Here is a 12,531-nt window from a genome sequence, read left to right as displayed (position 1 = left end):
TATAAAAAGGACGAGAAACCCGTGGTGCCACCTTCATTAGCTGTAAAACAGCTCACTTTACAGATATCATAGCTATCGCTTTAATACCTGTCTCTTTTAACGATGAGACATGTCGCCAGAGCCTACTAGTTATCAAGGTTCGGTCTGGAAGCTCGGAAGTCCATTCACCAAAACATCCACACTGATTCTCACCAACCATCAGCTCTCTGGAAAGTTTCTGTTAAGGCTACTACTCTTCGTCATTGCTATTGCCTATATTGGTTATTATATTATTCTTAATATTTGATAATGTCAACACTATTTTAAAATTTTTTTAATGCTTTTTGAAGCCGTTCCTTCCAATCATCAGCAAGCTCATTAATTTGGAGCAGCGTTTCAAGTGCGTCCTTATCTCTTTTTTTATGGAGGATAATTTTATTTGCTTCTAGCACAGTCATAATAGTTTGCACTCTATCGACTAATTCTATACGGGAATGACTATTAACCTTTCCCTCCTTCAATACCTTGAAAAAGTAACCTGTATATCCGGTCTCAACAATGCGCGGTAATAAAGGATCGAGATTATTATGTTTAGAAATCGTAGAGCAAGGTATTCTTCCTTGGGTTATTTGTATTTCCGCTTCACCAAGTGAAAAGATATCTCCTATGTATACATCCTTTTCCAGCATTCCCGTGGCACAAATATTCTCTCCGAATGCCGGTAGTTCAAAATGATGATTAAATTCCTTTTTCCAATATTGATAATGCTCATAAGAATATAAACAAACAGCCCGATCTGGACCACCATGGAAAGCAGGATTTGCTACCCCATCTCCGATAAAAGCGTCTTTCGTTAAAAAAGCTTCTACTACTTTTGATTTCCCAATGCCTGATTCAAAGGTTTTACCCTTCCATTCATGTGTTTTTGGCTTTCCTACACTTAAAGTAATTAATTTCAAAAGAGACTCACTTCCTGAATATTATGTTTTTCTTATTCTATCTGTTATAGCAAAGATTGGCTAGACAAAAACCTCTCTTTTATTATTTTTCCAAAAAAAGTAAGCTTTTTTCCACGAAAGATTAGCTCATATTAATAAATAGTGTAAAATAATAAAGATGAGTAGGAGAAAATATGGAGCATATTGAAGAAGCAGTCAATAAATCCACAAAAAAAGCTAAAAAGAAGACTGATGGATATAACAATCAAAAATGGGCTATTCTCTCCATTTCTTCGATTCCATTAGTTATGACGCTTGGAAATTCTATGCTAATTCCGGTGTTGCCAGCAATGGAAAATGAATTATCCATTACTTCTTTTCAGGTTAGTATGATTATCACTGTATATTCCATTGTTGCTATCTTTCTCATACCAATTGCAGGATTTTTATCCGATCATATCGGCAGAAAAAAAGTGATTATTCCAAGCTTAATTATCGCTGGCATCGGTGGAATTATCTCAGGATGGGCAGCATGGAAAATGAAAGATCCCTATTGGCTGATTTTAGTCGGCCGGGCTTTGCAGGGAGTCGGAGCAGCTGGAGCTTCGCCAATCGTCATGCCGCTTGTAGGAGACATGTTTAAAAATGACGACGAGGTTAGCAGTTCCTTAGGCTTAATCGAAACCTCCAATACATTTGGTAAAGTCTTAAGCCCGATTCTAGGTGCATTATTAGCAGGCTTTATTTGGTTTCTTCCTTTCTTCTCCATTCCGGTCTTTTGCTTAATATCTATCCTTTTAATGCTTTTTCTCGTTAAAACACCGAATAAAAGAGAAAAGCCGATCCCAGTTAAACAATTCTTTATTAACATAAAAAAAATCTTTACCGACAATGGGATGTGGCTTTACGCCATCTTTGCTATAGGAGCAATTTTAATGTTTGCCCTTTTCGGTGTTCTATTTTTTTTATCTGACACACTGGAAAAAACATTCGAAATAAAAGATATAAAAAAAGGATTTCTTCTTGCTGTACCTTTATGTGCTTTATGTGCTTCTTCTTACGTAACTGGAAAGATTATTAAAGAAAACAAGGTGCTAATGAAAAGATTGACATTCTCTGGCTGCCTATTATCTGCTGCTGCCATCTTCATCTTAAGCTTTTCAGAGAAATTATGGTTTCTCATTGTCATGTTTTTAATTAGTGGAGTAGGTATTGGCCTTGCACTTCCTTGTCTTGATGCATTAATTACAGAAGGAATAGAAAAAGCAGCGAGAGGGACCATTTCTTCCATTTACAGTTCGATGCGTTTCATTGGGGTTGCTGCGGGTCCGCCAGCAGTAGCAGTATTATTAAAGCATTCCGATCATATATTGTTCTATTTATTGAGCGGCTTGATTTTTTTAGCTGCGATTTACACTTTTTTTGCGATTAAACCAGAAAAAGAGTGAATAATCATAATCTATATAATTAAAGCGTATAATTATTACAAAAATAAACGTTTCACCGTGACTTTCGAAAAACCATATGATATTCTAATATATATCATAAAATTATGGTGTATTATTGAACTAGCGGTATTAAACAAACCAAATAGGTCAAATCGCTAATAAAAATGACCGCAGGTGTTGCAGCACCAACGGTCACCTGCAATAGGTTCGTCCCTAAAGGGGTCGGCCAATATAATAAGACGTAGACCTTACCCTAATAGGTGTTTAAGATCAAGGGGGGTCTATTTTTTATGCTTAAAAGCTAAGACAGCCAACATCAATGTAGTGAAAGAAATCATTAGCATTAACGATTCAAATACTGTCAAAAGGCATCACCCCCTTTCAATACGGGGCTAGCCGACCACCCTTGCGAACTTCCCATTGCCTTTCTATTATAACATATTCTACATAATTTAACAGAACACCTGTTCTATTTCAGAAAATTGAGACCATCATCCTACTTTAATCGAATTGAATCTTTTTTAAAAATCCGAGCATAATCGCTGACACAATGCTCCCAATAAAAACGGCGGCCAAAAATACGATTGAACTACCAAATATGAACGGAGTTACGAGCACGCCTCCATGTGGAATCGCCAAACCTGTTCCTGCAAACATTGAAATTCCACCTGCACATCCTGCCCCAACAAGAATTGGCGGCAAAAATTTTCTGCGGTGCTTCGCTACAAACGGAATAGCTCCCTCAGTCATAAAGAATAGTCCTTTAATATAATTTGTTCTATATACTTTCTGTTCATAGCTTGAAAATCTGCTTCTAAAAATCGTCGATGCGATGGCGATGGATAGTGGAGGCACCATCCCTCCAGCCATAATCGCGGCCATTGGTTCATAAACGCCATTTAACATAAACCCAATCCCGCTTAAGTAGGTGATTTTATTTATTGGCCCACCTAAATCAATAGCCATCAAAAGTCCTAAAATTGCCCCTAAAGCAAGTGCTAGCATAGGATTAAGAACATTGAAAAAAGAAATTATTTTTTCGTTAACGATAACTAACGGAATAAGTATGACATACATTGCCAGTATCGTAATTAGAATTCCTGCTACTGGATAAATAATAATAGATGACATTGCTGTCAATACAGTAGGAAGTTTTCCAGAGAGTTTTTTCAGCCAGTTGACAATCCATCCGGCAAGCAGCCCTGCACATATACCGCCGAGTAATCCCGCACCGTTTATTGCTGCAAATAATCCGCCAATGGCTCCAGGAGCAAAGCCTGGGCGATCGGCAATGCTTTTGGCGATATATCCAGAGAATATTGGCATCAGCAAGCTGACTATTGTTTGCTCACCAAAGAATGAAAGTATTTCCCAAAAACTATGAGTCATGTCACTGCTATAAATCGCTAATGAGAGTAAAAATCCGGCGCCAATGGCTAAAGGTAGCATATTTGAAAGTCCATTCATCACATGCTGGTACAAATCTCTTCTTTTTCTACCACCACTTTGTTTCTCATTATTATGATCATATATGGGGCCATCACGTTTAACAGCCTTTTCTATAAGCTGCTTCGGCTTGCTCACTCCATCAGAAACGGATGAAATAATTAAATGCTTCCCGCTAAACCTCGCTAAATCAACTTTTGTATCTGAGGTGATAATAACTGCAATTGCCTGTTCAATCTCATCTTTCGTTAATTGATTTTTTACACCTGCTGCACCATTTGTTTCTACTTTAAGCGGAATGCCTGCCTCCGCTGCTGCAGATTCCAAAGCATGTGCAGCCATATATGTATGGGCAATCCCAGTTGGACAGCCTGTAACCGCCACTACAAATGGATGTTCATGATCGTTGCTTGCCAAATGTGATTGGACATCATTTTCATCGTAAAAATCTAGTATATCTATCATTTCCTTTGCCGTTTTCGCATGCAAAAGCTTAATTCTTGCGTTTTCATTCATTAATATTGTCGATAGTTTAGCGATAATATTCAAGTGAATTTCCGCTGCTTTTTCCGGAACGGCAATTAAAAAAATTAGATGAGTCGCTTCGCCATCTAATGAGGCAAAATCCACACCTTCATCACTTTTGGCACATGCAATGCTCACTTGCTTTACTGCTGCTGATTTTGCATGAGGAATAGCTACGCCCTTTCCAATACCTGTTGTACTCTGTTCTTCACGTTTAATTACATCAGTTAAAAATTGGTCTTTATTGTGTAGCACATCTGCAAGATTTAATTTTTCAACTAATGTTGTGATCACTTCTAATTTAGTTAGGTTTTTCATTGAGAGAAGGATGGTTTCTTCTGTTATTAAATCAGTGATTCTCAATTCACGTCCTCCTCCACTTTAGTTACAGTCACTTGGCCTATTAAATCAAATGCCGACTGCTTATTGCAAAGCTCTTCAGAATAAGCCGCCGCACTTCCCGCTGCCACGCTAAAACGAAATGCTGCCAATCGTGAATAGCCAAGTTGTATTTTCGTTAAAAATGCTGCAACCATAGAATCTCCTGCACCAATCGTATGAACGACTTCCCCTTTAGGTACATAGGCTTTATACAAAGCGTTTTTGTTTGCATATAGCGCGCCGCTGCTTCCCATCGAAAAAATTACGTTTTTGGCGCCCATATTGACCAGCTTCCTGCAATAGGGAATAGCATCATTCATATTTGAAAATGAACATTCAAAAAAATCCTCTAATTCCTGTTGATTCGGCTTTATTAAATAAGGCTGAAAAAATAAGGCCTGCTTTAAAAGTTCCGCCTCAGCATCAACAACTAATTTAATTCTCTTCTCTTTACATATTTGAAATATACGCGAAAGCTGCATTCCTTTATGAATACTGCCAGCAACTACAAGCAAATCGCCTTCAATAAACCGTTCCATTGTTTGAATTAGCTTACTAATATTATTATTTGAAATACGTGGCCCCGCTGCATTTATTTCTGTTTCTTCCTTGCCAACCAGCTTCACATTGATGCGAGAATCATAATCTATTTGGACAAAATCTGTTTTAATGTCTTCCTTATTTAAGAATGCAGTTATCCATTCTCCAGTAAAACCACCTGTAAATCCTAGTGCCACACTATCTTGACCAAACCTTTTCATCACTCGAGAGATATTTACCCCTTTTCCACCAGGCTGCAGCGTAACAGTTTCCGCACGATTCAGCTCGCCTTTATTCAGATCATGCACATTTAAAAAATAGTCAATAGAAGGATTACAGGTTAATGTATAAATCAATTCTTCACAGCCTTTTCAATATATATAGTACAATCTTACAAAACTAACGTATAAAATCAACTGTATTTTGGTTTCTATAATTTGATATGACAAATAAAATAGCTATTTGCTCTTAAATAAAAAATATGCTAGAATCAATATAACAATATATAGATGTCAATAATCTATTTAACCACTATATATTGTATATCCGATTGAAAACTTCTTAATCCATAGTCTCTTTTTTTCCGCTTATAAAAGAAGCGGATATTTTTTTGCCATGCTGTTGACCTTTATTGTTACCCTCTCTATGACTACATTTCATCTGTTTATCTTATAAGGTTCAGTTTCTACATTCAACTCTCCCTCTTCTAAATCCTGTTTATTCTACTCATTCATAAAAAAGGAATTTTAATTAATAAAGTAGAAATATTGGTTAAAAAATGATATGGAGGATGAGAATGTATACAATTGAGAATCTTATAGATGATTTAGAAAGCTTTAACCTTTGGGTTTCTTCTTTAGAAAATTTCGATGAAAAGCTATATTTCATCCCAATTGCTTCCGGTAAATGGTCAGTTGCGGAAATTATCTGCCATATAAGCTTCTGGGATCGTTATATTATTGAAGAAATGCTGCCAATCATGAAAAAAGATGCAGTGATAACAGGCATCGAATTTGAACCAATGAATCAAAGAGCGGCAGAGTATGCATTATCCGGATTCACATCAAAAGAATTAATTCAGCTGCAAATTGAGACAAGGTCCAAGCTTCTTTCCTCTCTTAAGAAAAAAACCGAAGAAGAATTCTTTGCTGAATTCATTTATGATGGGAAAGAAATCGATGAATACTCAGGCAGTCCCCACTCTTTATTCAATTATTTATGCGGTTTTGTTTGGCATGATGTCCACCATAAAAAACAGGTTGAAGCGTTCTTAAGTCAACAGATGGAGAAATAGATGAATGATCATTCATTCCTTTCCGTTAGAACATTTTACAAATTTAGAACAAGGAGCTTACCTCGACAATGAACAGCAATAAAAATTCACCAACAGGACTCACATATCCTGAAGACTGTAAAAACTCGCCACTTAAAGAGCTCATCAAGCAAATGCATATTCATTTTTTCAATAAGGATTTTAAGGAAATTTTTCATAGCCTAATAAATGAACCCACTTGGGTCATTATTCATTCAAAAAAAAAATGAACAGCGAGCAAGAGATTCATCATTTCTTAAACAATTACAAAGAATCTATCCAAGCGATGCATTTAAATGAAATCATTACACATGGGAAAAGCGCAGCCGCTGAAGGGAATTTTTTATTAAATGGCACGCTGTATCACTTTTGCCATTTAATAAAATTTAATAAAGCTGGTAAAAGTGGAAAAATAAAAGAGATTAGAACCTTTATTCTTCCATCGTAAAAAACCTCATAAAAATATGTTTTTTATCCATTTAAATTGGAAATTGTCCATAATTAAACTTTTTAAATTTTTCGAAAAAATAGTTCCCTTTAATCATAATCATGGTATTATAAATTATAAAATGCGATATATTACCGGGATGAGAAAACGAATGTAAGGGGATCATTTGAATGGAAAAACAAAGTATATCAGAGAAGGTATTTTTATATTTTATGGGATCGATGATTATCTTTGTTGCCGCTATTGGTATTAGTGTCCTGCTGAAAAAAAGTTATTTAGCTCATAATATTTCTGGATCAGAGCTTTGGATTATTATGCTCGTCTCATTTGGAGTTACCTTTTTATGCGACTTAGAACTAGAACTCGAAAAACGTAAAGACTCTTTAGAATAATTAAAATGCCGGGAACAAAGTCCCAGCATTTTTTTATGGTTCATTTTGAAGTCATTTGTGCAGATATGATTTTAATGACAGGTAACGCTTTTCTAGTAACTAGATGAAACATCACATATGTTTTCTTACATTCTGTTAACTGTTCATTTTCACTGTTAAACATATCTTGTTGAAACGTAAAGCTCGTGCTTCCTACATGAATAAGTTCGGTCCTCACCTTTAGCGAGTCACCTAACCTTGCTTCCTTCAAATAATCTACATCAAACTTCCTCAAAACTGCACCTATATCTCTCGTTATAAAATATTCTTCGCTAACGCCGATGCGTGCGAACCAATCTAGCTCACCTTTCTCAAAATATGTTAAGTATCTTAAATAATTCATATGTCCCAATTCATCAATATCCTCTGGCTGCACAACAATTTCGGTCAGGATTTCTTTCATGCTATCCACCCTTTCAAAAGATGTTGTTCCTACAGTCCCTGTAAATATGAACCTTTTTTATTCATTATAAATATATTTTGACTACCCCACCAAGCAGAATGCTAATAGCCATTCAAATGCCGCTCGTAATATATAAAATCATAACGAACATCATCACAAAAGCAACTAACAATCCGATAACACTGGCAATAACTAACTGCTTCCACCAGAAGCCCTTAACTTTGCCATTCTTTATTAGCCTGTTTATATAATAAATGTGGAATAATTGTCCTATGTTAATCATTAAAATAATCATTACTATTATTGCGATAATAATTGATGGATCTACGTCCAGTACTAAAGCAGCTGAACCATAAAAAACAAAAGATTTTCCAAACAGTACCATGCTAAATAAAATCAACCAGTAATTTATAACCTTTTTTTGCTTGACCCATTCTTCTCCCATCAAGCTTTTTTCATACTTATTCACTTCTTCATAAATAGAGATCATTGAACTTGTCGATTCTCTTTTCATTACGCCATATCCCCCTTGAAACAAACAGAAGATTGCAAGTGTAAGATAAAAATAAAAGCTAGTAATATTAAATATATATACGGCAACAACACTAAGCGTAACGACTGGGATAATCATAAGATTGATTGCGGCAAATTGTCTCTTCCTCATACTTTTTATATGAATAATTTTTTCACCTCTCTTTACATATTCTGCTGGTCTATCTCCCGAATTTGAGACCAATGAGTAAAATTCATTACCGTCCACACAGTGAGAAAGATGATGATTAAGCTTTTCATATCCAAATAGTCGCTTATATCGTTGCCTGAAAGACTAATAACTGACATAAAAATTAAAAATGAGCCGATGATTATTGACCACCATTGTCCTCTTCTCTTCTGCTTTTCCCACTTAACTCCAAGTTTGGCTTTTTCATAACTATTTACTTGTTCAAAGATTGGGATGAGTGATTTTGTTAATTCATTCTTAGTCAAGCCATAAACCCCATGCAATAAAGAGAAGCTACCAATCAATATTAAAGGTAGATAGCTTTTTAGTGAGAATGCATGAAATAATAGCACGAAAAATAGGCAAGGAATCATGAATGCATTCAACATTAATAATTGTTTTGTTCTCATACTTTTAATTTCCTTGCTAACCATCAGATATCCCCCAAAGTTTCAGCGACCAAACTCCGCAAATCAATCTGCAGACCCACCATTAGGATGAGCCCAACGTTCGTGAGGCCGATTTCGACATTTTTATCGGCTTCTAAAGAATTTAAGCTCATAAGTTTAATGTTGTTCCTTATTTTATACGTTAGAAAATGATTTCCTTTTATTTAAAACAGCAGTGATGGAATACATTTGATGCGCTTCCGCTCGCGGCGATAAAAATCTATTTCTTTTTATCCAATTTCTTTGCTAAATCAATATAATATTGTAAAGTATCTGGATTAGCCATTGATCCTCGATTTACTATTTTTTCAAGCGGTTGGCCAAGCAATATTCTTCTAACAGGAACTTCCAGCTTTTTGCCTGTTAATGTTTTAGGAATTTCCGGAACCTCAAAAACTTCATCAGGTACAAATCGCGGCGATACCTTTTGTTTAATTTCCGCTTTAATTTTTGCTTTTAATTCATCACTTAACGCTATGCCAGGCTTTAGTACAACAAATATAGGCATAAAGGATTCTCTGCCAAGCAGTTCCAAATCAATAACCATGCTCTCTATGATTTCTTCCAAGCCTTCAGCTGCCCGATAAATTTCACTCGTGCCTATCCGTACACCTTGTCTGTTAATTGTTGAGTCTGAACGTCCATAAATGACGGAGCTTCCTTTCTCATCAATTTGAATCCAGTCACCGTGGCGCCATACCCCGGGGTAAATATCGAAATAGCTATCATGATAGCGCTCATTATTCTTATCCTTCCAAAAATATATCGGCATGGAAGGCATTGGATCAACTATGACTAATTCACCAACTTCATTAATTAAAGGTTGGCCGACCTCATTAAAAGCTTGAACATTTGCTCCTAATGCTCTCGTTTGAATTTCACCTGAATAAACTGGCAAAATTGGCGATCCGCCAACAAATGCTGTGCATACATCCGTTCCGCCACTAACTGAGACTAGCCAAACATCTTTTTTTACATTTTCATACACCCAGTTAAAACCATTTATTGATAATGGTGATCCTGTAGAACAGATAGCCTTCAGCTTTTTAAATGAATACCTTTCATTTGGATTTACACCAAACTTTAGGTTGGTACTAATAAATGCAGCACTTGTACCAAAGAATGTTACTTCAGTCTCTTCTGCTAAGTTCCAAAGCACATCCATATTTGGATATGAAGGGCTGCCATCATAAAGAACGATCGTACCGCCGGCTAGCAATCCGCCCACCAGTAAATTCCACATCATCCACCCAGTGGTTGTAAACCAGAAGAATACATCTTCATCGTTCACACCCTGCTCAACAATTAAAGTTTTTAAATGTTCTAAAAGAATGCCGCCTTGACTTTGGACAATCGGCTTCGGCAATCCTGTAGTACCTGATGAGAACAATATCCAAAGCGGATGATCAAAAGGTAATGCTTCATATAGTAGTTCATGTTTATTCTTTGTTACATCATCCCATAGAACCGTATCTTTGCTTAGTTTCTCATCGTTCGCGTGAATATACGGCAGCAAAATTGTTTGTTTTAAAGTAGGAAGTTCACTTTGAAGCTTCTCTACACTAGATAAACGGCTATGCAATTTGCCATTATATGAATAACCATCAACAGCAAATAAAACAGTCGGTTCAATTTGTTGAAATCTTTCTATCACACTTCCAGTTCCAAAGTCAGGTGAACAGCTTGACCAAATGGCCCCAAGGCTTGCACATGCTAAAAAAGCAACAATCGTTTCAGGAATATTTGGCATATATCCAACGACACGGTCACCCGGCTTAACCCCTATTTCTCTTAAATACTGGGCAACTGAACCTGTTTTTTCCTGTAATTCATCCCAGCTAATTTCTGTTCTTGGCAAAATTTCAGATTGAAAAATCAATGCACATTTATTCTTCTTATAATTTTTAAACACATGTTCAGCATAATTGAGCGTTGCCCCTTCAAACCATTTAGCTCCAGGCATCTTTCTTGAATCTAATACTTGTTTATAGGGTGTTTTAGAATCAATTTCACAATATTCCCATATGCAGCTCCAAAAATTCTCTAACTGTTCTACTGACCACTTCCATACTTCTTGCTGATTAGTAAGTTCTATCTCTTCATTTTCCTTTAACCAATTCATAAACTTTGTTACGCCTGCTGTCTTAATCTTTTCCTCAGAAGGCTCCCATAAGAGTGTTCCTTTAGTAACCGTTTTCATTTTTATTCCCCCCTAACTATCAGAAAAACAACGAAACAAGTCTAAAAATATTAAATATTTTGATATTTATTATTATAGTATTATGATAATATCAGACTGTCAAATACTTGAATGATTATTCAGTTAATATAAAAAATAAACATTTTTTAAATCATCTCTATTACTGCTATATAGACCTTCAGACCGTTAAAACGCTTTTTCCGCTAAAAAAATCTTTGACAATCGATTAAAAATGATGTAAATTACCTTATGGACGAACGATTATTTAATAGTAGTCCAATAATATTCGTATTTAGGGGTGTCATCCATGGATAACGTATTTGATTATGAAGATATTCAATTAATTCCAGCAAAATGCATTGTTAATAGCAGATCAGAGTGTGATACATCAGTCACTTTAGGGAAATATACATTTAAACTTCCAGTTGTACCAGCAAACATGCAAACAATCATTGATGAAAAGATTGCTATCTACCTTGCCGAAAATGGTTATTTCTATGTGATGCATCGATTCCAGCCAGAAGAACGGAAAAACTTTATTCGAGATATGCATTCACGTGAGCTAATTGCTTCTATCAGCGTTGGTGTAAAAGAAGAGGAATATGGTTTTATCGAAAATTTAGCAAAAGAAAATATTATTCCAGAATATATTACAATTGATATTGCACACGGACATTCAAATGCAGTAATAAAAATGATTCAGCATATTAAAGCTCATCTTCCAGAAAGCTTCGTGATTGCCGGTAATGTAGGAACACCTGAAGCAGTGCGCGAACTGGAAAATGCAGGCGCCGATGCGACAAAAGTAGGAATTGGACCAGGTAAAGTATGTATTACAAAAATTAAAACTGGATTTGGCACAGGCGGTTGGCAATTAGCTGCGCTTCGTTGGTGTGCTAAAGCAGCAAGCAAACCGATTATTGCTGACGGCGGCATTCGTACGCATGGCGATATCGCTAAATCTATTCGCTTCGGCGCTACAATGGTGATGATTGGTTCATTATTCGCTGGTCACGAAGAATCACCAGGTGAAACATTTGAAAAAGACGGAAAACTATTTAAAGAGTATTTTGGTTCTGCTTCAGAGTTCCAAAAAGGTGAAAAGAAAAATGTTGAAGGTAAGAAAATGTATGTTGAGCATAAAGGCTCTCTAGTTGATACATTGAGAGAAATGGAGCAGGATTTACAATCTTCAATTTCTTATGCAGGCGGAAATAAATTAGAATCCATTCGCAATGTTGATTATGTTGTTGTGAAAAATTCAATTTTTAATGGTGATAAAGTATATTAAGGAACAGGAAGGATGCCTG

The 12,531-nt window shown here is 35.9% G+C and carries 12 protein-coding genes and 1 other annotated feature; of the genes, 4 read left to right on the top strand and 8 right to left on the bottom strand.

Translation table 11 applies throughout. The annotated features are described in order from the left end of the window. Positions 1-3 precede the first annotated feature (3 nt). Positions 4-252: a binding site (T-box leader), on the bottom strand. 50 nt (positions 253-302) lie between these two features. Then, positions 303-938 carry an MOSC domain-containing protein gene (locus tag CWS20_RS04955; RefSeq protein WP_066199443.1) on the bottom strand — a complete coding sequence of 212 codons (636 nt, stop codon included), beginning with the start codon at positions 936-938 and terminating at the stop codon, positions 303-305. 173 nt (positions 939-1,111) lie between these two features. Between CWS20_RS04955 and bcbE the strand changes: the two genes are divergently transcribed. After that, the gene (gene bcbE / locus CWS20_RS04950; RefSeq protein ID WP_066199445.1) at positions 1,112-2,365 is read left to right on the top strand and encodes a bacillibactin exporter BcbE; all 1,254 of its coding nucleotides are present in this window, start codon (positions 1,112-1,114) and stop codon (positions 2,363-2,365) included. Between the two features lie 281 nt (positions 2,366-2,646). On the opposite strand, the gene CWS20_RS29285 is transcribed toward bcbE, so the two are convergent. The 3 genes from CWS20_RS29285 to pfkB form a co-directional block, all read right to left on the bottom strand. Then, positions 2,647-2,730 (bottom strand): putative holin-like toxin, encoded by an 84-nt coding sequence (locus CWS20_RS29285; RefSeq protein ID WP_350339527.1) that lies wholly within the window; start codon positions 2,728-2,730, stop codon positions 2,647-2,649. A 136-nt stretch (positions 2,731-2,866) separates the two neighbouring features. Further along, positions 2,867-4,699 (bottom strand): PTS fructose transporter subunit IIABC, encoded by a 1,833-nt coding sequence (locus CWS20_RS04945; RefSeq protein WP_066199448.1) that lies wholly within the window; start codon positions 4,697-4,699, stop codon positions 2,867-2,869. Then, the gene (gene pfkB, locus CWS20_RS04940) at positions 4,696-5,613 is read right to left on the bottom strand and encodes a 1-phosphofructokinase (RefSeq protein ID WP_066199451.1); all 918 of its coding nucleotides are present in this window, start codon (positions 5,611-5,613) and stop codon (positions 4,696-4,698) included. Before pfkB ends, CWS20_RS04945 begins: the two co-directional genes overlap by 4 nt. Before the next feature lie 440 nt (positions 5,614-6,053). On the opposite strand from pfkB, the gene CWS20_RS04935 reads away from it, so the two are divergent. Next, positions 6,054-6,551 (top strand): DinB family protein, encoded by a 498-nt coding sequence (locus tag CWS20_RS04935; RefSeq protein ID WP_066199454.1) that lies wholly within the window; start codon positions 6,054-6,056, stop codon positions 6,549-6,551. 636 nt (positions 6,552-7,187) lie between these two features. Further along, positions 7,188-7,409, top strand: coding sequence for a hypothetical protein (locus tag CWS20_RS04920; RefSeq protein WP_066199461.1), 222 nt, complete (start codon positions 7,188-7,190; stop codon positions 7,407-7,409). Between the two features lie 40 nt (positions 7,410-7,449). Here the strand turns inward: CWS20_RS04920 and CWS20_RS04915 are convergent, their stop codons facing one another. From CWS20_RS04915 to CWS20_RS04900, 4 genes are all read right to left on the bottom strand, one after another. After that, complete coding sequence (locus CWS20_RS04915) at positions 7,450-7,851, bottom strand: acyl-CoA thioesterase (protein ID WP_066199465.1); 402 nt, start codon at positions 7,849-7,851, stop codon at positions 7,450-7,452. 112 nt (positions 7,852-7,963) lie between these two features. Further along, positions 7,964-8,365 carry a hypothetical protein gene (locus CWS20_RS04910; protein ID WP_066199468.1) on the bottom strand — a complete coding sequence of 134 codons (402 nt, stop codon included), beginning with the start codon at positions 8,363-8,365 and terminating at the stop codon, positions 7,964-7,966. Positions 8,366-8,547: 182 nt separating this feature from the next. Further along, the gene (locus CWS20_RS04905; protein WP_066199471.1) at positions 8,548-9,006 is read right to left on the bottom strand and encodes a hypothetical protein; all 459 of its coding nucleotides are present in this window, start codon (positions 9,004-9,006) and stop codon (positions 8,548-8,550) included. 235 nt (positions 9,007-9,241) lie between these two features. Then, positions 9,242-11,221, bottom strand: coding sequence for an acetoacetate--CoA ligase (locus CWS20_RS04900; RefSeq protein ID WP_066199473.1), 1,980 nt, complete (start codon positions 11,219-11,221; stop codon positions 9,242-9,244). 307 nt (positions 11,222-11,528) lie between these two features. Between CWS20_RS04900 and guaC the strand changes: the two genes are divergently transcribed. Beyond that, the gene (gene guaC / locus CWS20_RS04895) at positions 11,529-12,512 is read left to right on the top strand and encodes a GMP reductase (protein ID WP_066199475.1); all 984 of its coding nucleotides are present in this window, start codon (positions 11,529-11,531) and stop codon (positions 12,510-12,512) included. The last annotated feature ends 19 nt before the right edge of the window (positions 12,513-12,531 follow it).

Origin of the sequence: Cytobacillus horneckiae (genome assembly GCF_002835735.1) — a bacterium.
Classification (GTDB): domain Bacteria; phylum Bacillota; class Bacilli; order Bacillales; family Cytobacillaceae; genus Cytobacillus; species Cytobacillus horneckiae.
This window is presented reverse-complemented; position numbering and strand designations above follow the sequence as displayed.

Bases quoted from the DNA above. Each gene is read 5' to 3' on its own strand.
- bcbE (WP_066199445.1), top strand. From the start codon at position 1,112: ATGGAGCATATTGAAGAAGCAGTCAATAAATCCACAAAAAAAGCTAAA.
- CWS20_RS04935 (WP_066199454.1), top strand. From the start codon at position 6,054: ATGTATACAATTGAGAATCTTATAGATGATTTAGAAAGCTTTAACCTT.
- CWS20_RS04920 (WP_066199461.1), top strand. From the start codon at position 7,188: ATGGAAAAACAAAGTATATCAGAGAAGGTATTTTTATATTTTATGGGA.
- CWS20_RS04915 (WP_066199465.1), bottom strand. From the start codon at position 7,851: ATGAAAGAAATCCTGACCGAAATTGTTGTGCAGCCAGAGGATATTGAT.
- CWS20_RS04910 (WP_066199468.1), bottom strand. From the start codon at position 8,365: ATGAAAAGAGAATCGACAAGTTCAATGATCTCTATTTATGAAGAAGTG.
- CWS20_RS04905 (WP_066199471.1), bottom strand. From the start codon at position 9,006: ATGGTTAGCAAGGAAATTAAAAGTATGAGAACAAAACAATTATTAATG.
- CWS20_RS04900 (WP_066199473.1), bottom strand. From the start codon at position 11,221: ATGAAAACGGTTACTAAAGGAACACTCTTATGGGAGCCTTCTGAGGAA.
- guaC (WP_066199475.1), top strand. From the start codon at position 11,529: ATGGATAACGTATTTGATTATGAAGATATTCAATTAATTCCAGCAAAA.